This window comes from Streptomyces sp. NPDC050997 (genome assembly GCF_040660135.1).
Taxonomy (GTDB): domain Bacteria; phylum Actinomycetota; class Actinomycetes; order Streptomycetales; family Streptomycetaceae; genus Streptomyces.
Genome location: NZ_JBFAGK010000001.1, coordinates 154,617 through 177,210 on the forward strand (window position 1 = coordinate 154,617; position 22,594 = coordinate 177,210).

Consider the following 22,594-nt stretch of genomic DNA (forward strand, 5'->3'; position numbering starts at 1 on the left):
GTCGAAGGTGACCGTCCCCGTCGGCGTCCCCGCACCCGGAGCCGTCGCTGTCACCGTCGCCGTCACCGTCACCGGCTCACCCACCACCGACGGATCCGGCGCCGACGTCACCGTGGCGGTCGTCGCGGCCTGGCCCACGGTCTGGGTGTCGGTACCGGTGGAGGCGTTGAAGTTGACGTCCCCGCCATAGGTCGCGGTGATGGTGAACGGGCTGCCCACCGTGGTGGCGTACGCGTGCGTGACCGTGGCCACACCGCCCACCAGAGTGCCGCTCTGGGTCGGCGACCCGTCACCGAAGTCGAAGGTGACCGTCCCCGTCGGCGTCCCCGCACCCGGAGCCGTCGCTGTCACCGTCGCCGTCACCGTCACCGGCTCACCCACCACCGACGGATCGGGAGCGGACGTCACCGTGGTGGTGGTGTCCGCCGCGCCGACCGTGTGAGGGTCGGTGTCCGAGGAGCCTGCGAAACTGATGTCTCCGCCGTAGGTGGCGGTGATGGTGAACGGGCTGCCGGTCACCGTGGTGTAGGTGTGAGTTGCCGTGGCCGTGCCGCCCACGACGACTCCGGGGACCGGCGGGGAGCCGTCGCCGAAGTCGAAGGTGACCGTCCCCGTCGGCGTCCCCGCTCCCGGAGCGGTCGCTGTCACCGTCGCCGTGGCCGTCACCTGTTCACCGACCAGGGACGGATCGGGCGCCGACGTCACCGAGGTCGTCGTGGCCGACTGGTTCACGGTGTGGGTGTCGGTGCCGACCGACGGGTTGAAGTTGCTGTTGCCGGTGTAGATGGCGGTGATGGTGTGGGGGCCGACCGTCAGGGCGCTGGTGGTGACGGTTGCCGTGCCCCCGGTGACGGGAGCGCTGAGGACCGGTCCACCGCTGATGACGAAGAACACCGTCCCGCCGGGCGTTCCGGCTCCGGGCGGGGTGGGCGTCACCGTGGCGGTGATCGTCACCTGCTCGCCGAAGACGGAGGGGTCGGGAGTCGAGGTGACCGTGGTGGTCGTCGCGGCCTGGTTGACCGTCTGGGTGTCGGTACCGATGGAGGCGTTGAAGTTGAAGTCGCCGTCTCCGGCATACGTGGCGGTGACGGTGTAAGGGCTGCCCACGGTGCTGGTGTAGGTGTGGGTGAGCGTCGCCGTCCCGCCGACCAGCGTCACGGTTTGGGCGGGTGACCCGTCCCCGAAGGCGACGGTCACGTTTCCGGTCGGCGTTCCCGCACCGGGTGCCTGGGCGGCGACCGTCACGGTGATGCCGACCGGTTGGCCGACCGGCGAGGGGTCGGGGCTGGTGGTGACCGTGGTGGTGGTTCCGGCCGCTGCGACGGTCTGGGTGTCGGTGCCGACGGAGGTGGTGAAGTCGGCGTCGCCGCTGTAGGTGGCGGTGACGGGGTAGGGGCTGCCGGAGACACTGGTGTAGGTGTGCGTGACCGTCGCCGCTCCGCCTGTGGCCGGCACGGTCTGGGTGGGGCTGCCGTCGCCGAAGTCGAAGGTGACCGTGCCCGTCGGCGTGCCCGCGCCCGGCGCCACCGGAGCCACCGTCGCGGTGAAGGTCACCGACTGCCCCACCACCGACGGATCCGGCGCGGAAACCACCGTCGTGGTCGTCGCCGCCGCGGCCACCGTCTGCGTGTCCGTACCCGACGAACCGGCGAAGTTCCCGTCGCCGCCATAGACCGCCGACACCGCGTACGGGCTGCCGACGGTGGAGGCGTAGGTGTGAGTCACCGTTGCCGTGCCGCCCACCAGAGTGCCGCCCTGGGTCGGCGACCCGTCACCGAAGTCGAAGGTGACCGTGCCCGTCGGCGTCCCCGCGCCCGGCGCCACCGGAGCCACCGTCGCGGTGAACGTCACCAACTGCCCCACCACCGACGGATCCGGCGCGGAAACCACCGTCGTGGTCGTCGCCGCCGCGGCCACCGTCTGCGTGTCCGTGCCCGACGAACCGGTGAAGTCGCCGTCACCGCCATAGACCGCCGACACCGTGTACGGGCTGCCGGTCGTGGAGGCGTAGGCGTGCGTGGTCGTCGCGGTACCGCTGACGACCGGCACCGTGACCAGCGCGCTGCCGTCACCGAAGTCGAAGGTGACCGTGCCCGTCGGCGTGCCCGCGCCCGGCGCCACCGGAGCCACCGTCGCGGTGAAGGTCACCGACTGCCCCACCACCGACGGATCCGGCGAGGAAACCACCGTCGTGGTCGTCGCCGCCGGCAACACGATCTGCGTGTCGGTACCCGTGGAGGCCTGGAAGTTGGCGTCGCCGCTGTACGCCGCGGTGATGGTGAACGGGCTGCCGGTTGTGGTGGTGTAGGTGTGGGTGGCCGTCGCGGTACCGCCGGCGACCGGCACCGTCACCGTCGCGCTGCCGTCACCGAAGTCGAGGGTGACCGTGCCCGTCGGCGTGCCCGCGCCCGGCGCCACCGGAGCCACCGTCGCGGTGAAGGTCACCGACTGCCCCACCACCGACGGATCCGGCGAGGAAACCACCGTCGTGGTCGTCGTGGCCGTGGTCACCGTCCGGGTGTCGGTGCCGGTGGAGGAGCCGAAGTTGCTGTCCCCGCCGTAGGAGGCGGTGATGGTGAACGGGCTGCCGGTCACCGTGGTGTAGGCGTGGGTGACCGTCACCGCGCCGCCCACCAGGGGCACCGTCTGGGCCGGGCTGCCGTCGCCGAAGTTGATGGTGACATTTCCCGTGGGCGTGCCGGCCCCCGGTGCGACCGGTGCCACCGTCGTGGTGATGGTCACCTGCTGGCCGACCGTCGACGGGTCCGGCGCGGACGTGACCGTCGTGGTCGTGGCCGACTGGCTGACGGTGTGTGTGTCGGTGTCCGAGGAGCCTGCGAAGTTGCCGCTCCCGGCGTAGGTGGCGGTGACGGTGAACGGGCTGCCGGTCGTGGAGGTGTAGGTGTGGGTCACCGTTGCCGTGCCGCTCACCAGGGCGCCGCTCTGGGTCGGCGACCCGTCGCCGAAGTCGAAGGTGACCGTGCCCGTCGGCGTGCCCGCGCCCGGCGCCACCGGAGCCACCGTCGCGGTGAAGGTCACCGACTGCCCCACCACCGACGGATCCGGCGAGGAAACCACCGTCGTGGTCGTCGCCGCCGGCAACACGGTCTGGGTGTCGGTGCCCGACGACGTGGTGAAGCTGCCGGACCCGCTGTAGGTGGCCGTCACCGCGAACGGGCTGCCCGTGGTGGTGGTGTAGGCGTGCGTGGTCGTGGCGGTGCTACCGGCCAGCGGCACCGTCACCGGCGGCGACCCGTCCCCGAAGGTGAACGTGACCGTGCCCGTCGGCGTCCCCGCGCCCGGCGCCACCGGAACCACCGTCGCGGTGAACGTCACCGACTGCCCCACCACCGACGGATCCGGCGAGGAAACCAGCGTCGTGGTCGTCGCCGCCGGCAACACGATCTGGGTGTCGGTGCCCGTGGAGGGGTTGAGGTTGGCGTTGCCGCTGTAGGTCGCGGTGACCGTGTACGGGCTGCCGGTGACGCTGGTGTAGGTGTGGTTGGCCGTGGCCACGCCTCCCGCCAGGGGAACCGTCGTCGACGGCGACCCGTCGCCGAAGGTGAAGGTCACCGTTCCCGTGGGCGTGCCCGCGCCCGGCGGCACCGGAGCCACCGTCGCGGTGAACGTCACCGACTGCCCCACCACCGACGGATCCGGCGAGGAGGTCACCGTCGTCGTGGTGGCCCCCTTGGCCTGTACCGTGTGCGTGTCCGTCCCTGCCGACGGCAGGTTGTTGGCATCGCCGATGTAGATCGCGGTGATCGTGTGCGGGCCGACGCTCAACGTGTTGGTGGTGACCGTCGCCGTACCCCCCGCCAGCGGCGCCGTCAGGGTCGGCCCTCCGCTGATGACGAAGGTGACAGTGCCCGTCGGCGTGCCCGTTCCCGGCGCGACCGGCGTCACCGTCGCCGTGATCGTCACCGTCTGGCCGAAGGTCGACGGATCCGGAGCGGAGATCACCGTCGTGGTGGTGGACGCCTTGACGACCACCTCGACCGCAGAACCCGTCGACGACGTGAAGTTGGAGTCACCGCTGTAGGTGGCGGTGATGATGTGGCTTCCGGCGGACAGGTTGTTGACCGTCGTTGTCGCAGTGCCGCCCACGACGGGCGCCGTCACGGTCGGCCCGCCGCTGACGGTGAAGGTGACCGTCCCTGTCGGAGTCCCTGGGCCGAGCGGAACGATTGTCGCGGTCAGCGTCACCGGCTGACCGAAGACCGAAGGATTCGGCGAGGCGGTGACTAAGGTGATGGTCGCAGGCATGGATCGGCCCTCCAAAGGGAGTTGGGTTGGTCAGGGCCGCCTCTCGTATGCCACTTCCAGGGGGCGCTGCCGGGCGGACGGATGCTGGGCAGCACAACCGTCGTTCCTCGGCAGGAGCTGGGCGGCCCCGGCGGGTACCACCAGTACGCTCCCTGCCGATTCCGCCACGCCAGAACCGTGACGCCCAAATCCCCCGAAGGGCGGAGCGCACAAGCCGCTCGAGCGGCGCGGAGACCGCCTACGACACCGGCGCGCAACGATCGCTGTGCGCCGCGCAGTCAGACAGAAGGAGAGGACGCGCCGGTTCGGGAACTACCTCGACCGGCTGAAGAACCGCGCGGCAGGCAAGCCGAGGCGCCTTCGCCCTCGAGGATTTGAGGCGGGAATCGGGGGCGCGGGGCACCTCCGGACGCCGGTCCTCCGGATGCCGGTCCTCCGGATGCCGGTCCTCCGGATGCCGGTCCTCCGGATGCCGGTCCTCCGGATGCCGGCCCTCCGCTCCCGCCCTCCGCGTGAAGAGGCTGCCGGAGGCCGCGCACGCGTGCCGATGCTCAGTCCGCCACGTACTTCTCCCGCAGCTCCACCTTCCGCACCTTCCCGGACACCGTCATGGGAAAGGAGTCGAGGACCTGGAGCCGGCTCGGGATCTTGTAGTGCGCCAACTTCCCCTCGCAGAAGGCCCGCAGCTCCTCCAGGGTGAGAGGGTCGGCCGGATCGCGCGGGATGACACAGGCGAGGACCTCCTCGCCGTAGCCCTCGTGCGGTACGCCGACGACCTGGACGTCCGCGACCCTCGGATGGGCGTAGAGGAACTCCTCGATCTCGCGCGGGTAGATGTTCTCGCCACCCCGGATGATCATGTCCTTGATCCGGCCGACGATCTCGACGTACCCGTCCTCCCGCATCACGGCCAGGTCGCCGGTGTGCATCCAGCGGCCCGGGTCGACGGCCTCGGCGGTCTTCTCGGGCTCGTTCCAGTAGCCGAGCATCACGCTGTAGCCGCGGGTGCACAACTCGCCGTCGGTGCCGCGTGGTTGGGTGACGCCGGTGGCCGGGTCGACGACCTTGACCTCGATGTGCGGCAGAACCCGGCCCACGGTGGCCGTGCGGTGCTCCAGGTCGTCCTCCCGCCGCGTCTGCAGGGACACCGGGGAGGTCTCCGTCATGCCGTAGCAGATGGAGACCTCCGCCATGTGCATCTCGGCGACCACTCGTTTCATCACCTCCACCGGACAGGGCGAGCCGGCCATGATGCCGGTGCGCAGCGAGGAGAGGTCGTACGTGGCGAAGTCGGGGAGGTTCAACTCCGCGATGAACATGGTGGGGACGCCGTACAGGGAGGTGCAGCTCTCCTGCTGGACCGCGCGCAGGGTGGCCGCGGGGTCGAAGGAGGGGGCGGGGATGACCATGCAGGCGCCGTGCGAGGTCGCGGCCAGATTGCCCATCACCATCCCGAAACAGTGGTAGAAGGGCACCGGGATACAGATCCGGTCCTGCTCGGAGTAGCCCACCAACTCCCCTACGAAATAACCGTTGTTGAGGATGTTGTGGTGGGAGAGGGTGGCGCCCTTGGGGAAGCCGGTGGTGCCCGAGGTGTACTGGATGTTGATCGGGTCGTCGCAGGACAGGTCCTCGTAGCGGGCATCGGGGGCCGCGCGGGCGATCAGCGTCTGCCAGCTGGGGTCGCCGAAGTACGCCACGTCCCGCAACTGCGGGCATCTGCCCCGCACTTGGTCGACCATCGCCCGGTAGTCGCTGGTCTTGTGGCTGAGGGAGGCGAAGAGCAGGGAGATGCCGGCCTGCTGGAGGACGTACTCGATCTCGTGGGTGCGGTAGGCCGGGTTGATGTTCACCATGATCGCGCCGATACGGGCGGTGGCGTACTGGACGAGCACCCACTCGGGGCAGTTGACCGCCCAGATCCCCACCCGGTCGCCCTTGACGACGCCGCTCGCGTGCAGCGCGGACGCCAACCGGTCGATGTCCGCGGCGAATTGGGCGTACGTCCAGCGCCGCCCGGACGGCACGTCGACGAGCGCCTCGCGCTCCGGCCAGGCCGCGACGGCCCGGTCCAGGTTCGCGCCGATGGTGTCACCGAGCAGCGAGGTGTCACCGGTCCCGTGGGTGTACGACAGTCTGTCGGCCTCGTGGATGTACGACAGTCCGTCGGATCCGTCGGCCCCGTGCGAGTGCGTCTGGTTTCCGCTCACCAGAAGTCCTCCTCGCGGTACTCGGCGTCCGAACCCGTGGCCGTGGCCTCGCGCAGTTCGATGCGGCGGATCTTGCCGGAGACGGTCTTGGGCAGGGGCGCGAACTCCAGGCGGCGGACGCGCTTGTAGGGCGCGAGGGCACCCCGGGAGTGCTCGAACAGCACCTTCGCGGTGTCGGGGCCGGGCTCCCAGCCCTCCGCCAGCACCACATAGGCCTTCGGGACGGCGAGCCGCAGTTCGTCCGGCGCGGGTACGACGGCCGCCTCCGCCACCGCCTCGTGCTCCAGCAGCGCGCTCTCCAGCTCGAAGGGGCTGATCTTGTAGTCGGAGGCCTTGAAGACGTCGTCGGCGCGGCCCACGTAGGTGATGTAGCCCTCGGCGTCGCGCGCGCCGATGTCCCCGGTGCGGTAGAAGCCGCCGGCCATCGCCTCTGTCGTGAGGTCGGCGTCGCCGTGGTAGCCGGTCATCAGGCCGACCGGCCGCGCGGACAGGTCGAGCGCGATCTCGCCCTCGCTCGCGCCGGACGCTCCCGACACCGGGTCGAGGAGTTCGACGCGGTAGCCGGGGCTGGGCCGGCCCATGGAGCCGGTCTTGAGGGGCTGGCCCGGGCTGTTGGAGACCTGGACCGCCGTCTCCGTCTGCCCGAAGCCGTCCCGGACGGTCACGTCCCAGGCCCGGCGGACCTGCTCGATGACCTCGGGGTTGAGGGGCTCGCCCGCCGCGACGACCTCGCGCGGCGGGATGCGCAGCTGGGTCAGGTCGGCCTGGATGAGCATGCGCCACACGGTCGGCGGGGCGCAGAACGTGGTCACGCCCGCGCGGTCCATCTCCGCCATCAGCCGGGCCGGGTCGAAGCGCGTGTAGTTGTGGATGAACACGGTCGCCTCCGCGTTCCACGGCGCGAACAGGTTCGACCAGGCGTGCTTGGCCCAGCCCGGCGAGGAGATGTTCATGTGTACGTCGCCGGGCCGCAGGCCGATCCAGTACATGGTCGCCAGGTGCCCGATCGGGTACGAGGTGTGGGTGTGCTCGACGAGCTTGGGGCGGGCCGTCGTACCGGAGGTGAAGTAGAGCATCAACGGGTCGTCGGCGAGGGTCGGCCCGTCGGGCAGGAACTCGGCGGAGGAGGCGTACGCGTCCTCGTACGGCTGCCAGCCCTCCGGCACGCCGCCGACGGCGGTGCGCGTGTAGTCGCCGGGCACGTCGTCGAACTTGTCGGCGTCCTCCGCGCGCACGAGGACGTGCCGCACGTGGCCGCGCTCGACCCGGTCGCGCAGGTCGGCGGGGCCAAGCAGCGGGGTCGCCGGGATGACGACGGCTCGCAGCTTCATGGCGGCGAGCGCCGTCTCCCACAGCTCGACCTGGTTGCCGAGCATGACCAGGATCCGGTCCTCGGCACCGACCCCGCGCTCGCGCAGCAGGTTCGCGACCCGGTTGGACCGCTCGGACACCTCCGCGAAGGAGAGGCGGATCTCGGAGCCGTCCTCCTCGACGATGTGCAGCGCGGTCCGGTCGTTCCTGTCCGCGATCTCGTCGAACCAGTCGAGCGCCCAGTTGAAGTACCGGGGGCGGGGCCAGGCGAAGCCCTCGTACGCCGTGGCGTAGTCCTCGCGGTGTTCCAGCAGGAAGTCCCGCGCGCTGCGGAACAGCTCCGTGGCCGATGTCATCTGTCCTCCTGGGTGCCGGACCTTGCCGGGCGGCTCTCTGCCATCGTGTAATCCGTGATGCAGGTCTCACTACCCCCGAACGGGGGTGTGTGCCGCAGCGAAGGGGCGAGCAGGTGACAGCAGAGGTGTCGCAGTCGGTGTCGCAATCGGTGGAGATCCGCAGTGCGCTGGTGCGGCTGCGGCGGTCGACCGGCCTCCCGGTGGCCTTCGGCGGCCTGGTGGAGACCGGCCGCCGGCAGATGCGCATCAGCGAGCTGAACGGCACGGCCACGCCCGCCCTCAGCGCGCTCGCGGTGACCTCCGGCAACGGCCTGGGCGGCAAGGCGGTGGCGCTGGGCCGCCCGTGCGCGGTGACGGACTACTCCTGCTCGCGGCAGATCAGCCACGAGTACGACACCGCCGTCGCCGTCGAGGGCCTGCGCTCGGTGCTGGCGGTGCCCGTCGTGGTACGACGCCGGGTGCGCGGTGTGCTCTACGGCGCCCTGCGCGACGCCCGGCCGCTCGGTGACCGCATGCTCGGCGCGGCCGTGGACGCCGCGCGGGACGTGGAGCAGGCGCTGGTCGTCGCGGACGAGGCGCGGGACCTGGTGATCGCCGCGCGATCCGAACCGGCCCCGGCCCCTCGGGAGGGGGCCGCGTGGGAGCAGGTGCGGGAGGCGCACGCGGCGCTGCGGTCCCTGGCCCCGCGGATCACGGACCCCGCGTTGCGCACGGAGCTGCTGGACGCCTGCGGGCTGCTGACCGCGGGGACCGAGCCGGCCGAAGGGGCGGGGCCGGCCGAAGGGGGGCCGGCGCCTCGTGAGGTGGATGTGCTGGCGTGCGTCGCGGCCGGGGCGACGAACGCCATGGCCGCCGAACGGCTGGGGGTGACGTCCGAGACGGTCAAGGGGTATCTCCGGTCGGCCATGCGCAAGCTCGGAGCCCGGACCCGCGGCGAGGCGGTCGTCGCCGCACGTCGGGCCGGGTGGTTGCCGTAGCCGGCCGGGGAGGCGGCCCGGATCCGTCGGCCAGTTGTTCATGTGCGACGGCTCTGAATTTGACTATGCCATCACGTTGTTATTTCCCTCACCACCGCGTTCGGCCGAATTCCAATGTCCGTTGCCTAATATTGGCCAGGACACGACACACGGAGGGGATCGGTGACCGTGCGACGGGACTTCAAGGAGCCTGCCCGATGCCGCCCCGACCTGCTGATCGGCAGGGAGGAGCTGTTCACAGCCGCGCGTGAGCAGCTCGTCCGCGGCGGCAGCGTGCTGCTCCACGGCCCGGCCGGAATAGGAAAGTCGACCGTCCTGCGGAGTTTGGCCGCCGAATACACCGGCACGGCCGGCACCGTCCTGCGCTGCTCCGCCACCGAGTCCGAATCCCATCTCCCCTTCCTGGCCCTGGCCGACCTCCTCGGCCTGGTCGTCGACAAGGTGTCCGGGCGGCTGCCCGCCGCCCAGCGCACCGCCCTGGAGTCGGCTCTCACCGGCCGGGGCGAGTCCACCCTCCAGCGCGACGGGCTGGCCCTGCGTCTGGCCGTACTGTCCGCACTGCGCGCCCTCGCCGCCGAGGGGCCCGTCCTGGTCGTCGCGGACGACCTGCAGTGGCTGGATCCGGCCAGCGCGGAACTCCTCGGCTTCGCCGCCCGCCGCCTCGGCGACACTCCCGTCCAACTGCTGTGCGCGGTGCGGACGGAGGGCCAGGAGTACGACCGACATCTACGCGCGTTGCCCCCGGACAGCCTGGCGGTCCGGCTCAACCCGCTCTCCCGCCCCCAGGTGTCCGACCTGCTGATTCACCGCGGCTACACCGGTCTGCCGCGCTCCACCGTCCGGGACATCCACCGCACCAGTGGCGGCAACCCGCTGTTCGCGCTGGAACTGGGCCGGGCGCTGGCCGAGAACCCGACCCCGCCCCGGCCCGGCGAGCCGCTGCACGTGCCCACCTCGCTGCGGGCCCTGGTGCTCAGCCGGCTGGAGATGCTCTCGGACGAGGCCCGTCGCACCCTGCTGGTGGCCAGCGCCGGCGCGCGCCCCACGCTGGCGTTGCTGCACGCGGCCGGCCGGGACAACGCCGAGGCGGAGACCGCGCAGGCGGCGGCTCTCGGGCTGCTGGCGACGGAGCCGGAGGGGCCCGCCGTACGGTTCGCGCATCCGCTGATCTCGGCCGCGCTGTACGCGGAGGCGCCCGCGCTGGAACGGCGGGCCGCGCACGGCGCGCTGTCCACGGCGGCCTCCGATCCCATCGAGCGGGCCCGCCATCTGGCGCTGGCGACCACCGGAACCGACCCGGAGGTGGCCGCCGCGCTCGCCGAGGGCGCCACCCAGGCCCGGGACCGCGGGGCACCCTCGGTGGCCGCCTCGCTCGGGCTGCTGGCGGCCCGGCACACCCCGACCGACATCGTGCCGGGGCCGGACGAGCGGCGGTTGCAGGCCGCCGAGGACGCGATCACCGCCGGTGAGGTGGACCTGGCCCGGGACATCGCCCGGGAGGTACTGACCCGGGCGACCGTGCCCGCGGACCGGGTGCGGGCCTGGATGGTGGTGATCGAGTCCGCCGGGCAGGCCCTCGGGGACGTCGACGCCGTCTTCCCGCAGGCGCTGGCCGACGCGGGCGACGACCCCCGCCTGCTCGCCCTGGTCCACTACCAGCTGGCCTGGCGGGGCCTGGTCGTCCAGGGCGACTTCGCGGAGGGCCGGGAGCAGGCCGCGCACGCGGCGGAGCTGGCGGCGCGGGCCGGTGACCGGCGCACCGAACTGCTGGCACTCGCCTTCCAGGCCCAGACGGAGACCCTGATGGGCCACCCCGGCGCCCCCGCGACCATCAACCGGGCGCTCCGGGAACCCCAGGACCCGCAGGTGGCGTGCCATCACAACGGGCCGGGGCTGACCCGGTTCCGCTGGCTGCTGATGAGCGACCAGCTGGCCGAGGCCCGCACCACCGTGACCGCGCTGCTGCGCGAGGTGCGGCGGCGCGGCATGGTCGAGAGCGAGGTGCACTTCCTGCGGCTGGTCGCCGAGACGGAACTGCGCTCCGGGCACTGCGGCCGGGCCCTCGACCTGGCCCGGGAGAGCCTGCGGCTGGCCCGTGACTCCGGCATCGGCGAGGTGGCCTCCGCGCTGCTCGCCTCGTTCGCGGAGGCGGCCGGCGGGGATGTCGACCGAGCATTGGCGCTGGCCCAGGAGGCGGCAGACCACGCCGAGGTGGACGGCGATCAGATGTACGTCTCGCGGGCCCTGGCCGCCCTAGGTCACGCCCAGCTGGTGGCCGGGGACGCCCCGGGGGCGGTCCGGTCGCTGCGCCGGGTGCGGGAGCTGGAGCTCGGGCTCGGCATCACCGACCCGGCGCGCGGGCGCTGGCACGGCGACCTCGCCGAAGCCCTCGTCCGCACCGGTGAGCTCGCCGAGGCGCAGGAGCTCATCACGGTGACCCGCGAACACGCGCTGCGGCTGAGCCGCGAGTGCGTGCTCGCCGTACTGGACCGTGCGGAGGCACTGGTGCGGGCGGCCCGCGGCCAACACGAGGCCGCCCTCGGGCAGTTGACCTCGGCGCAGGACCGGCTCGCCAAGCTGGGCTACGGCCTGGAGGAGGCGCGGGCCGCGTTCGCGCTGGCCGCGCTGCGCACTCGACGGCCGGGACCGACGTCGTACGACGAGGCGGCACGGCTGTTCCGGCGCTGCCGGGCGCTGCCCTGGCTGCGGCAGGTGGAGGCCGCCGCGGTGCCGCCGCCGGCCGAACCGGCCGTGGTCCCCACGCCCACGCTCGACGCGCTCGACGGGCTGGCCGCGATGGAGCGTCAGGTCGCCGCGCTGGTCATGGAGGGCGCCACCAACCGGGAGATAGCCGGGCGGCTGTTCATCAGCGTCAAGACGGTGGAGGCGACCCTGACCCGGGTCTACCGCAAGCTAGGGATCCGATCACGGGTCGACATCGTCAGACTGGCGGCGGGCCGCCGTACGACGTGAACACGTGAGTACGTGAGTACGTGAGCCCTGTGGGTTTCCGGGATGTTTCCGCGCCCCACGCGGGGTTTGGATGGGGCCGACCGAGGGTTTTCCCTGCCCAACTCCCTTAGGGGGTTCCCTCATTGGGAAGGGGAACTTCGGGTTCTAGCGTATGAGACGTGCCGCTCGCCCGGTCACACGGGGGTCGGTCCCGAGACCCCCGTGCACAACCCCCCACCCGCGCGCCCCCCACCGGCAACCCCCAATGAGGAGACTCATGTTCGGGCTCAACCGCGCCAAGAAGACCGCCGCTGTCCTTGCGGCCACCGCTGCCGCCGCCACGACCGCGCTGATCGGCTCCCCCGCCGCCGTCGCCGCTCCCCAGCCCATCGTGGGCGGTACGACGACCACGACGACCGCCTACCCGTTCATGATGCAGATCACGGACGCCTCGCAGAACCAGTTCTGCGGCGGCACCCTGGTCTCGCCCACCAAGGTGGTCACCGCGGCGCACTGTATGGTCGGCGAAACCACCAGCACCGTCCGGGTGGTGGGCGGCCGCACCTACCTCAACGGCACCGACGGCACGGTCAGCAGAGTCAGCAAGATCTGGGTCCACCCCAGTTACACGGACGCCACCAACGGCGACGACGTGGCCGTGCTGACGCTGTCGACGTCGATGCCGTACACCACGGCGTCCTACGTCTCCTCCTCCCAGACGAGCATCTACGCGGCCGGCACCACCGCCCGCGTCGTGGGCTGGGGCACCACCTCCGAGAACGGCAGCTCCTCCAACCAGCTGCGCACCGCGACCGTGCCGACGGTCTCCGACACCAGCTGCGCGAGCTCCTACGGCTCCGACTTCGTGGCGAGCGACATGGTCTGCGCCGGATACACCTCCGGCGGCGTCGACACCTGCCAGGGCGACAGCGGCGGCCCCTTCCTTATCGGAGGCGTCCTGGCAGGGATCACTTCTTGGGGCGAGGGCTGTGCCGAGGCCGGTTACCCGGGGGTCTACACCCGGCTGACCACCTTCTCCAGCCTGGTGACCACACAGGTCAACTCGTAGCCCGGAAGGACTTCCTGAGTACCCCTCAGGTGATGTACCAGGGGGCGTTGCGGGCCTCCACGAGCGGCCCGCAACGCCCCCTATCCATGTGTCGCCGTCCCGCATCCATGTGTCGCTGTTCCAGTGAGGGCTTACCGTGTCCCTCTCTGAGCACAGAGGACGTTCATCACACGGATCGTGGGGGGTCTCATGTCGTACGGGTATCCGGGGCCGGGGGACGAGCAGCAACCGGCGCCGCCGCAGCCGGGGCAGCAACCGGCGCAGGAGTGGCAACAGCCGGGGCAGGAGTGGCAGCAACCCGGGCCGGGGTGGCAGCAGCCGCCTCCGCCGCCCGGCTGGCAGCAGCCCGGGCCGGGCTGGGGAGGGCCGCCGCAGCCGCCGCAGCCGCCGCACAAGAGCAACACGGGCCTGATCGTGGGCCTGACCATCGCCGGCGCGGTCATCGTCCTGGTCGTGCTCGGCGTGATCGGTGTCATGGCGGTCAGTGACGACTCCTCGAAGGACGGCGGTTCGGCCGCCCGGTCCACGGCCTCGGAGCAGAGCACCGCCGAGGAGGGGGACGCGAAGGAGTCGCCGGCCGAGGAGTCGGCGGCGGAGGAGTCGGCGGCGGAGGAACCGGCCGAGGAGTCCGGAGCCGAGGGCGATGTGAAGATCACCGGCTGCGAGGTGGACTCACTGACGACCTGGGCGTCGGCCGAGGTGCTGATCACCAACCGGACGTCCAAGAAGGCCGACTACATCATCAACGTCGAGTTCGTGAACAGTTCCGGCAAGCGCCTCGGCGAGGCCCTGGCCGCGGTCAACAGCCTTGCCCCGGGCCAGAAGTCGGAGGAGACGGCACAGGGGCTGGACACGATCAAGGGCAAGATCGAGTGCAAGGTGACCGAGGTGACGCGGTACCTGTCGTAGGCGAGGCGCTGGGGGGGGCCGGCCGCTGAGGGGGGTCGGCCGCTGAGGGGGGCCGGCCGCTGAGGGGGCGGGTGGCCGGTCCTTCCCTCTACCGGATGACGGTGCCGAAGTGGATGTCGTACGACGATCCCGGGTGCATCACACTCAGCAGGTGCTCGCCCTCCTCGGTCACCGCGCGGCGCTGATCCCTGGTGAGGTGGCCGAAGGGCTCGATGACGAGGTTGTCGTCCTCGAGTTTCCATACGCCGGCCAGGAAACCGTCGACCAGGAGGGTGCGGTGGGCCTGGTTGCCCTGCCAGGCGCGGCCCCGGTGCTCCGGAGGGACGACGCGGGTGCGGTCGGCGTGGGAGAGAAGCAGGTTGTCGAACTCGGGGAGGAAGCGCGGCGGGGCCGGGGTGTCCGGGTCGGGTCGGGGCGCGTCCGGGAGGTCGAAGAGTTCGACGCTCTGTTCGTCGCGGAAGGTGACCAGGTCCGGACGGAGGCGTTCGAAGGCGTCACGCAGGCGGGTCAGTCCGGCCCAGGTCTGCATGTCCTTGACGGACGCCGGGCCGAACGCGGCGAGGTAGCGCAGGGCGGTGGCGTCGGGCGTGGGCGCCGGCTCCGCGGGGCGGCCCAGCCAGTTCTCGGCGGTGGTGAGGGCGACCTGGCCGCTGCGTTCCCACAGCCCGCGCGGGGTCACCTGGACCAGCGGCAGCTTGCAGCGGGCGGCGATCGCGAGGGCCTGCGGATCGGCGTCCGGCCAGACGGCGAGCAGCGCCTCGCGCAGCTGTTTCATGGTGCGCGGCTCGGCCTCGACGAGGTCCCGGGCGAGCGCGGCCAGCCGGTCGAGGTCGACGCCCTGAAGTCCCCTGCGGAAGGTGGTGAGTTCACGGTCCCGGGCGGGTTGCACCAGGGGGCGCAGGGTGAGGCAGTCGGCGGCGGTGTGGGTGTGGATGGTCGAGCGCATGGTGACGATGCGCACCACCTCACGGTCGGCCATCAGCTCGGACAGCTCGCCGGGGGTGAAGCCGTCGAGGCGGGCGGCGAGGGCGTAGTACGGGGGCTTCACGTTCTGCGCCTGGAGGCCGAGCAGGTGCTCGACGGCGGCCTTCGCGGACAGCGGCGCGCGGCGCAGCAGCAGTTGCCTCTCGAGGGTGGCCCGGTTGAGGGCGCGGGTGTCGAGGACGGGTGCCGTGGCCGCCGACTGCGGGGTGTTCCGCTTCGTCGTCTTCGTCATGCCGGGCACGCTAGCGGTGGTCGCGGACAGCTTCTGTCCGCAACTCGCACGCGGATCACGGGAGCGGCCGGCCCGCTCGGGCCCTGTTCCCGGCCTCTTGCGCACGGTGCCGCGCGACCCTCGACCGTGGGGGCGTCGTCGGCCAAGGGACAGGGGCGTCCCGGGTGCCTTGCCCGTCCGCGTCCTCGTCCGGGCCGCGGGGCGCGTCCGCGTGCCACGCGGGGCAGCCCCCAGGTTCGCCGGTTTCTCAGTCCGGTTTCTCAGTCATGGGGGACGACGGCGACGGGGCAGCGTCCGTGATGGATGGCGGAGTGGGCGATGTGATCCAGGTGGGGTGCCACACCGTGCCGGTGTGCGCGCCGGCCGACGACGAGCAGTGCGGCGCCTTCGGCGGCCTGTACGACGGCCTTGGCGGGGCTCGCGAGACGGATGCTGTCGGCCACGTCCACCTGCGGGTACTTCTCGCGCCAGGGGCGGAGGGCCTTGCTCAGCTCCTGGTGCGCGTCCGTCGTCAACTCCTCGGTGACGTTGTGGTCCACTCCCCAGGGCACGCGCGCGTGGATCGGCACGCTGCGGCCGTGGACGGCCAGGAGCGAAAGATCCCTGGCCGCAGCACTGTGGAACGCGAAGTCGAGCAGGTCGTCGCTGGATCCGTGGAGTGTCAGGGCCACGACCACACGCCTCGGGGGAGCCGGTTGCGCGCCCTCCTTGCGGGTCTCGGCGCGGACCAGTACCACCGGCCGCTGAGCCCGGGCCACGACCGCCATGCTGACGTCGCCCAGGAAGTAGCTCTCGACGGACTCCAGCCCCCGCGAGCCGAGCACGATCATCTCGGATTCCGACGCCGCCTGGAGCAGGACGTTCTGGGCGTCCTCGGCCACCAGGCTCCCGACAACGGGCAGGCCGGGATGGCGTGCTTGGAGTTCCGACCGCGCGGTGTGGACGAGACGCTTCGACCAGTAGTTCTGATCGACTTCCGAGGGAGCGCGGGCCGGTTCCGGCGCGAGCAGGGGCCACGCGTGCAGCAGGCGCAGCGTGAGCCGGCGTTTCTCAGCCTCGTCGGCGGCCCAGTGGGCGGCGGCGAGACTCTCGGGTGAGCCGTTGAGGCCCACGGTGACGACTGGTTCCATGGCGGCGGCCTCCGTCTCGTACGAAGCTGGATACGACGATGGATGACGGTGGAGGGCGGTGAACAAGTCCGATCGCGTACACGGTCCTGACGTCGCCGACATGCCGAGCGCGGTGCTTCTCTCCTTCGAGGAGTACCCCAATCCCTTCCACGGCGCATGTGGAGCCATGGAGGAGGACGGGCATGTGGCACCCGCTCCGAGAGGAGAACAGGTGCGGCGGCGATTCCACTGGTGGTCGGCATCGACGGGTCCGAGTCGAGTCCGGAGGCGGTGAACTGGGCCGCCGACGAGGGCGGTTCGGCACGACGTACCGCTCCAGCTCTCGGCGGGGAGGTCTGACAGCCCCTTCGCGTCCAGGCGCCGACCGACGCCCCGGCCGCTACGCGATCGAGCGCACCGCGGCCCGGGTCAGGGTCTTGGCGGTCCGTACGGCGCTGGACACGGCCTCCTCCGGATCGAGCCCGCACAGATCGGTGAGGGTGAAGAGCGCCTCGGCGCTCACGACGATCGCGAGGTCCCGTGTGAGCTGGGCGAAGGCGTCCGGGTCCGTCGCGCCGAGGGTGTCCTGAAGAGGGAGGAGCGCGTGGTCGATGAGTCCGAAGCGGATACCGGGGCGCCTGGTCACCGTCTCGGGCCGGGTGATCGTGGCGGCGATCATCGCGCGTACCGAGCCCTGGCGGGCGAGGATGCCGCGGAGCAGGAACTCGCAGGCGAAAGCGATGCGTTCGACGGGGTCGGCGGAGTCCGCGACCGGTGCGAGCGCCTCGGCGGGGGGTGGCCAGACCCCGGCCAGGGCCTCGCTGATCAGTGAGGGGAGGTCGGGGAAATATCGGTAGGCGGTGGCCTCGGAGACCAGGGCCGCGTGGGCGATCGCGGGCATGGTCACCTCGGCGCCCGTCCCGATGAGTTCTCGTGCCGCCGCCACGATCGCGTTGCGCGTGCGCTGCTTCTGGTTGGTGCGGCCGGTGCCCGCCTGCGCCGTCATGGGGTGCTCCTCCTGTTGACCCACCCACACGGTAGCAGCCGACCTTCGTTATGAGAGTGGACTTGCATTATGAAACTCGACCTCACTATCTTATGAGAGTCAGCTCTCACGAAGGGGGAGTAATGAGTGTGACGGCGACCCACCTCCCCCTTCACAACCCGGCCCGTTCAAGGAGCACCGAATGACCCACACCACCCACACCCTCGCCCTCGACCACGGCAGTCTCGACGTCACCGTCGACCTCCAGGGAGAGCAGGGGCACCCCTTCCTACTCCTGCACGGAGGCGGCGGCCCGCAGACCGTCACCCCGTTCGCCGGCCTCCTGGCCGAGCAACGGCCGGCCCGGGTATTCACCCCCGTCCACCCCGGCTACGGCGGCACCACTCGCCCCGACTGGCTGACCGAGGTCACGACCCTGGCCCAGGTCTACGCACATCTGCTGGACACACTCGACCTGCGGGACGTCGCCGTCGTCGGCAACTCGATCGGCGGCTGGATCGCCGCCGAGCTGGCGGCCCTGGGCAGCGACCGGATCAGCAGCGTCACCCTGGTCAACGCGGTCGGCATCCACGTCCCCGACCACCCGATCGCCGACACCTTCTCCCTGTCGCCCGTCGAGCTGTCCCGCCTCTCCTTCCACGACCCCTCGAAGTTCCGCTTCGACCCCAGCGCGCTGACCGAGGCGCAGCGAGCGGTCATGGCCACCAACCGCGCCGCCCTGCAGGTCTATTCGGGCCCCCACGCGATGGCCGACCCCACCCTCACCGAGCGCCTCGCCAAGATCGCCCACCCGACCCTCGTCGCCTGGGGCGCAAGCGACCAGGTCGTGGACGCCGACTACGGACGCGCGTACGCGCAGGCCGTCCCCGACGCCGAGTTCCGTCTGCTGGAGGGCACCGGCCACATGCCCCAGTCCGAGACGCCCGAGCAACTCCTGCCGGTGCTCTGGGACTTCGCCGACACCCACGCCGACGCCCGGCCGCGGCACTGACTCCCGAAGGACGCATGCCTCAAAGCCCCTTCACCGCAACGCAGTTGACGGCATGTGAGCACGATGCGCTCGGCTATGCTCAGCCCCGTTCGAACGAAGAGCGACCGAACGAACGACGATCGAACGACCACGTTCGATCGATCGAACGATGGCCGAGCGAGCGATGACCGGCGGGCACCCAGCCCTCCGGGAAGGAAACGTGAGAGAGCGCGTGATATCGGAACATGGCGATGACCAGGCGGCGACGCGTTCGGAACGCCGCTCGGAGCGACTGATCGCCGGTCGTTATCTGCTCCACGACGTTCTCGGCAGAGGCGGCATGGGCACGGTCTGGCGCGCCCACGACCAGCTGCTGGACCGGCCGGTCGCCGCCAAGGAACTGCACATCCTCACCCACGGCGACGACGAGCACCGGATACGGATGCGCCGTGCCGTCCGTGAGGCGCGCGCGGTCGCCCGGGTGCCGCACCCGCACGTGGTCGGCGTCCACGACCTGGTCGAGTCGGAGGACCGGCTGTGGATCGTCATGGAACTCGTCGAGGGACCCTCGCTCGCCCACCGAACAGCGGAGACCGGGCCGCTCACCCCGCAGCACACGGCCGCCCTCGGTCTGCAGATGCTCGACGCGCTGGAGGCCGTGCACGCGGCCGGCACGCTGCACCGCGACGTCAAACCCGCCAACGTCCTGCTGCGCCACGACGGCAACGCCGTCCTCACCGACTTCGGCATCGCGGCCCTGGACGATGGCGAGTTCCTGACCACCACCGGCGAACTGGTCGGCTCTCTCGAGTTCATGGCGCCCGAGCGGGTGACGGGATCGGAGACCGGCCCGGCCTCCGACCTGTGGTCACTGGGCGCGACCCTCGCCACGGTCTGCAGCGGTCAGTCCCCCTTCCGCAGGCCGGGAGGACCCGCGACGCTGCACGCGGTGGCGTACGAGGAACCCGTTCTGTCGGAGCGGCTCGGCCCACTGCGGCCGGTCGTCGAGGCGCTGCTGCGCAAGTCCCCGGACGAGCGCCTGTCGGCGGCCAGTGCGCGTTCCGCGCTGCGGCGGGTCGCGGCGGGAGAGGCGCACGCCGGGCCACTGCCGTCGCCGACCGTGCGCGCGTTCCGGCCCTCGTCCGCCCTGGCCGACGCGGACACCATGACCAGCGGCCACGAACGGCTCGTCCCGGCCGGGCAGACCGTGCCGACGGCGCGACACACCACGTCACTCAAGCCCGCGGGTCATCAGTCGTCCCGCTCGTCGGGGCCGAAGCGGCTGTGGTGGGCGTTGGCCGGTACGACGGTGCTGGTGGCGGGCGTCGCAGGCGGTCTGTTCCTCACCGGGGTACTGCCGTTCGAGGAGGAGCCGAAGACGACGACCGTCAGTCAGGTCGTCCAGGGGGCGACCGGCTGGCAGCCGGTGACCGGAGCGGTGGTCCGGCAGGGAGACCAGGTCACCGTGCGCTTCGTCACGGGACAATGGACCGCCGACCACCGGAACATGCCCATGACCGGACCGGCCGGCTACAACGCGGACACCGATGCGCTGCTGACCGGCGCGACGGACTGCAAGGTCAAGCCCGCGGCACCTTTCGGCGCCCTGTTGGCGGTCCTCGCCGGCGAGAAGGACTTCCCTGTCCACACCGTCGGCAGGCAGCTGACCTTCCGGGCCGCCGGGAACGGCACGCTGCAACTCGGCATGAACGACACCGCCGGGTCCTGCTCCGCGGACAACCGGGGCACGCTGACCGTGAAGGTGAGCGTCACACACCAGGGTTGAGGGGCGGCTGCCGGCGCACTGGTCGCGCTGATCGCGTCGTCGAGCCCGCCGGTCTTCGGGTGTCATGAGCTCAACGCGGCAGTTGGGCGTCGGGCGTTCAGCCCCGCTTCCCGACGACGGAACCGACTTGCCGCGTCCGCCGCCGAGTTCGGCACCGACGAGGACGAAGGCCATCGTGACCGGTCGGTCGCTGCGGTTGCGCCGGCCGTGGCGGGTGCCGTTCTGGATCACTATGTCCCCCGCCGGGAGCTGGGTGCGGTGACCGTCGTCGAGTTCGAGGACGATCTCGCCCTCCAGCACGATGCCGTAGTCCACGGTCGGCGTGGTGTGCGGCGTCCTCGCGTGGGTCCCGCTGAGTGCTTGTCGAGGCAACAGCGGGCGGTAGACGGCCGATCCGGTGGAAGGCCGATGAGGATCTTGTCGTCGGGAGCCGCCCTGCCCACGCCCGGACAGCCTCTGTCGTGAGACACCGACTCGGGTGTGGCGCCGCGCGCCGCGAGGGCCAGGTCAAGGCCTCGGGGGGTTGGGCTGGACGAGGCCGGTCTGGTAGGCGACGACGACGAGTTGGGCGCGGTCGCGGGCGTGGAGTTTGGCCATGGCGTGGTGGATGTGGGTGCGGACGGTCAGGGGGCTGAGGTACAACTGCCCGGCGATTTCCGCGTTGGTGAGTCCTTCGGCGGCCAGGGCCATGACTTCGCGTTCGCGGTCGGTGAGGTCGGCCAGACTCTTCCGGGCCGCGGGGTGGGTGCCGGGCTGGGGGGCGGTGAGGAAGCGGGTGATGAGCTTGCGGGTGGCCTGAGGGGAGAGCAGCGCGTCGCCGCCGACGACCGTGCGGATGCCGGCGACGAGTCCCTCGGCGCCGACGTCCTTGCCCAGGAAGCCACTGGCTCCGGCGTGCAGGGCCCTGGCGACATGTTCCTCGGTCTCGAAGGTGGTCAGGATGAGGACGCGGGTGCTGGAGAGGCCGGGGTCGGCGCAGATCATGGCGGTGGCGGTAAGGCCGTCGGTGCCGGGCATGCGGATGTCCATGACGACGATGTCGGGGTGATGGGCACGAGTGAGGGTGACCGCCTCGTCGCCGTCGGCGGCTTCGCCGACCACCTCCATGTCGGAACGGGAGTCGACGAGGATCCGGAAGGTCTCGCGCAGCAGGGCCTGGTCGTCGGCGAGCAGGACGCGGATGGTCATGGGGTGCTGTCCTCGGCGGGAGCGTAGGGATGGAGGGGGAGTTCGGTGCTGACTTCGAAGCCGCCGGTGGGGCGGGGCCCGGCGCGTAGGTGACCACCGATGGACAGGGCGCGTTCGCGCATGCCGATGAGGCCGTAGCCGCTGTCGGGGGTGGAGGCGGTGGCGGCGGGCCCGGTTCCGTGGTCGGTGATGGTGATGGCCAGCCGGTCGTGGGTGTAGGTGAGGGCCACTTCCGCGGTGCTGGTGCGGGCGTGCTTGGCGACGTTGGCCAGCGCCTCCTGGACGATGCGGTAGGCGGTGAGGTCCGCGCCGGGGGAAAGCGGTCGCTGCCGGCCGTGGGTGGTGAGGGTGACGGTGAGTCCGGCGGCCGTGTGCGCGGTGACCAGGTCGGCGAGCTTGGCGAGGCTCGGCGCGGGCTGGGTCGAGTCCTCGCGGTCGCCGCTCCGGCGCAGGAGTCCGACGGTGGCCTTCATCTCGCGCAGGGCCGCTGTGGTGGTGTCGCCGAGGGCGTTGACCATCTTCTCGGCCTGGGCGGGGTGGCTGCGAATGAGCAGGGCGGCGGTGGTGGCCTGGGCGTTGGCCAGGGCGAGGTGGTGAGCGGAGACGTCGTGGAGCTCGCGGGCGATGCGCATACGTTCTTCGGCGACCCGGTGCCGGGCCTCCTCCTCCCGGGTCCGCTCGGCGTATTCGGCGCGGGCGTGCACCGATTCCAGGTACGCCCTGCGGAACCGGGCCGTGGAGCCCAGGGCGGCCGGCAGCAGCAGCCAGGCGACGGGGCCGATCACGTTGAGGGCCAGTCCTTCCCCGGCGGGGTCGGCGATCAGGGCGGCGCCGGCGACGAGGAGCACGGCGGCGAGGGTGACGTTCCTGGTCGTCGTACGTTCGGTGTGCGCGGCCAGCGTGTACAGCGCGACCATGAGGGGCGCCAGCAGCAGCACGGTCATCACATAGCCGGCCAGGGCCATGCCGGTGGCACCCAGGACCGCGACGGCGGTGACGGGGCGGGGCCGGGTGCGGCGCCACAGCAGCGCGGCGCAGGAGATGCCGGCCAGCAGCACGCAGGGCCACCACCGGGCAGGGGCGGCAACGTCGGAGACGCTGTACCTGCTGCCCGGGAAGGCCAGGACGAACAGCACCACGGCCACCACGGAGTCGACCGTACGGGGATGATCGCGCGGGTGGCGCTGCCAGTTGATGGTCATCGTGCTTCCTGTCGGGTGTGCTGATCATGGTGTGCGACGGCCCGGCGGAACACTCGCCGGGCCGCCC

The 22,594-nt window shown here is 71.5% G+C and carries 14 protein-coding genes and 1 pseudogene; 6 read left to right on the forward strand and 9 right to left on the reverse strand.

Annotated features, from left to right (window positions below; genetic code table 11):
• The 3 genes from AB0H86_RS00785 to AB0H86_RS00795 all read right to left on the reverse strand — a co-directional run.
• Positions 1 to 4,266, reverse strand: a 4,266-nt coding sequence (locus tag AB0H86_RS00785) for an Ig-like domain-containing protein (protein WP_362431228.1), incomplete at its 3' end; no start/stop codon positions are given.
• Between the two features lie 551 nt (positions 4,267 to 4,817).
• Positions 4,818 to 6,419 (reverse strand): AMP-binding protein, encoded by a 1,602-nt coding sequence (locus AB0H86_RS00790; protein ID WP_362432227.1) that lies wholly within the window; start codon positions 6,417 to 6,419, stop codon positions 4,818 to 4,820.
• Between the two features lie 53 nt (positions 6,420 to 6,472).
• On the reverse strand, positions 6,473 to 8,143 hold the full coding sequence (locus tag AB0H86_RS00795; protein ID WP_362431230.1) for an AMP-binding protein: 1,671 nt from the start codon (positions 8,141 to 8,143) through the stop codon (positions 6,473 to 6,475).
• A 125-nt stretch (positions 8,144 to 8,268) separates the two neighbouring features.
• Between AB0H86_RS00795 and AB0H86_RS00800 the strand changes: the two genes are divergently transcribed.
• The 4 genes from AB0H86_RS00800 to AB0H86_RS00815 all read left to right on the forward strand — a co-directional run bounded on the left by AB0H86_RS00800 (position 8,269) and on the right by AB0H86_RS00815 (position 14,050).
• Positions 8,269 to 9,120 carry a helix-turn-helix transcriptional regulator gene (locus AB0H86_RS00800; RefSeq protein WP_362432229.1) on the forward strand — a complete coding sequence of 284 codons (852 nt, stop codon included), beginning with the start codon at positions 8,269 to 8,271 and terminating at the stop codon, positions 9,118 to 9,120.
• 162 nt (positions 9,121 to 9,282) lie between these two features.
• A complete protein-coding gene (locus AB0H86_RS00805) occupies positions 9,283 to 12,093 on the forward strand; it encodes an AAA family ATPase (protein ID WP_362431233.1) in 2,811 nt (936 codons plus the stop codon).
• Between the two features lie 256 nt (positions 12,094 to 12,349).
• A complete protein-coding gene (locus AB0H86_RS00810) occupies positions 12,350 to 13,141 on the forward strand; it encodes a serine protease (RefSeq protein ID WP_362431235.1) in 792 nt (263 codons plus the stop codon).
• A gap of 189 nt (positions 13,142 to 13,330) precedes the next feature.
• The gene (locus AB0H86_RS00815) at positions 13,331 to 14,050 is read left to right on the forward strand and encodes an FxLYD domain-containing protein (protein ID WP_362431238.1); all 720 of its coding nucleotides are present in this window, start codon (positions 13,331 to 13,333) and stop codon (positions 14,048 to 14,050) included.
• A gap of 88 nt (positions 14,051 to 14,138) precedes the next feature.
• Here AB0H86_RS00815 and AB0H86_RS00820 read toward each other — a convergent pair whose 3' ends face one another.
• The 3 genes from AB0H86_RS00820 to AB0H86_RS00830 all read right to left on the reverse strand — a co-directional run bounded on the left by AB0H86_RS00820 (position 14,139) and on the right by AB0H86_RS00830 (position 17,381).
• Positions 14,139 to 15,266: a winged helix DNA-binding domain-containing protein gene (locus AB0H86_RS00820; protein WP_362431240.1), complete on the reverse strand. Its 1,128-nt coding sequence runs from the start codon at positions 15,264 to 15,266 to the stop codon at positions 14,139 to 14,141.
• A 260-nt stretch (positions 15,267 to 15,526) separates the two neighbouring features.
• Positions 15,527 to 16,396: a universal stress protein gene (locus AB0H86_RS00825; RefSeq protein WP_362431242.1), complete on the reverse strand. Its 870-nt coding sequence runs from the start codon at positions 16,394 to 16,396 to the stop codon at positions 15,527 to 15,529.
• Positions 16,397 to 16,775: 379 nt separating this feature from the next.
• A complete protein-coding gene (locus AB0H86_RS00830) occupies positions 16,776 to 17,381 on the reverse strand; it encodes a TetR/AcrR family transcriptional regulator (protein ID WP_362431244.1) in 606 nt (201 codons plus the stop codon).
• Between the two features lie 181 nt (positions 17,382 to 17,562).
• Between AB0H86_RS00830 and AB0H86_RS00835 the strand changes: the two genes are divergently transcribed.
• Together AB0H86_RS00835 and AB0H86_RS00840 are read left to right on the forward strand one after the other, a co-directional pair.
• Positions 17,563 to 18,372, forward strand: coding sequence for an alpha/beta hydrolase (locus tag AB0H86_RS00835; protein ID WP_362431246.1), 810 nt, complete (start codon positions 17,563 to 17,565; stop codon positions 18,370 to 18,372).
• A gap of 211 nt (positions 18,373 to 18,583) precedes the next feature.
• A complete protein-coding gene (locus AB0H86_RS00840) occupies positions 18,584 to 20,137 on the forward strand; it encodes a serine/threonine-protein kinase (protein ID WP_362431249.1) in 1,554 nt (517 codons plus the stop codon).
• A 174-nt stretch (positions 20,138 to 20,311) separates the two neighbouring features.
• On the opposite strand, the pseudogene AB0H86_RS00845 reads toward AB0H86_RS00840, so the two are convergent.
• From AB0H86_RS00845 to AB0H86_RS00855, 3 genes and pseudogenes are all read right to left on the reverse strand, one after another.
• Positions 20,312 to 20,509 (reverse strand): annotated as a pseudogene (locus AB0H86_RS00845) (cupin domain-containing protein); the annotation flags it as partial.
• 135 nt (positions 20,510 to 20,644) lie between these two features.
• Positions 20,645 to 21,325, reverse strand: coding sequence for a response regulator transcription factor (locus AB0H86_RS00850; protein WP_362431251.1), 681 nt, complete (start codon positions 21,323 to 21,325; stop codon positions 20,645 to 20,647).
• Positions 21,322 to 22,527: a sensor histidine kinase gene (locus AB0H86_RS00855; RefSeq protein WP_362431253.1), complete on the reverse strand. Its 1,206-nt coding sequence runs from the start codon at positions 22,525 to 22,527 to the stop codon at positions 21,322 to 21,324. Before AB0H86_RS00855 ends, AB0H86_RS00850 begins: the two co-directional genes overlap by 4 nt.
• Between the last annotated feature and the right edge of the window lie 67 nt (positions 22,528 to 22,594).

Excerpts from the sequence above, each read along its gene's own strand:
- AB0H86_RS00820 (WP_362431240.1), bottom strand. The coding sequence starts at position 15,266 with ATGACGAAGACGACGAAGCGGAACACCCCGCAGTCGGCGGCCACGGCA.
- AB0H86_RS00825 (WP_362431242.1), bottom strand. The coding sequence starts at position 16,396 with ATGGAACCAGTCGTCACCGTGGGCCTCAACGGCTCACCCGAGAGTCTC.
- AB0H86_RS00835 (WP_362431246.1), top strand. The coding sequence starts at position 17,563 with ATGACCCACACCACCCACACCCTCGCCCTCGACCACGGCAGTCTCGAC.
- AB0H86_RS00850 (WP_362431251.1), bottom strand. The coding sequence starts at position 21,325 with ATGACCATCCGCGTCCTGCTCGCCGACGACCAGGCCCTGCTGCGCGAG.
- AB0H86_RS00855 (WP_362431253.1), bottom strand. The coding sequence starts at position 22,527 with ATGACCATCAACTGGCAGCGCCACCCGCGCGATCATCCCCGTACGGTC.
- AB0H86_RS00815 (WP_362431238.1), top strand. The coding sequence starts at position 13,331 with ATGTCGTACGGGTATCCGGGGCCGGGGGACGAGCAGCAACCGGCGCCG.
- AB0H86_RS00795 (WP_362431230.1), bottom strand. The coding sequence starts at position 8,143 with ATGACATCGGCCACGGAGCTGTTCCGCAGCGCGCGGGACTTCCTGCTG.
- AB0H86_RS00830 (WP_362431244.1), bottom strand. The coding sequence starts at position 17,381 with ATGACGGCGCAGGCGGGCACCGGCCGCACCAACCAGAAGCAGCGCACG.
- AB0H86_RS00810 (WP_362431235.1), top strand. The coding sequence starts at position 12,350 with ATGTTCGGGCTCAACCGCGCCAAGAAGACCGCCGCTGTCCTTGCGGCC.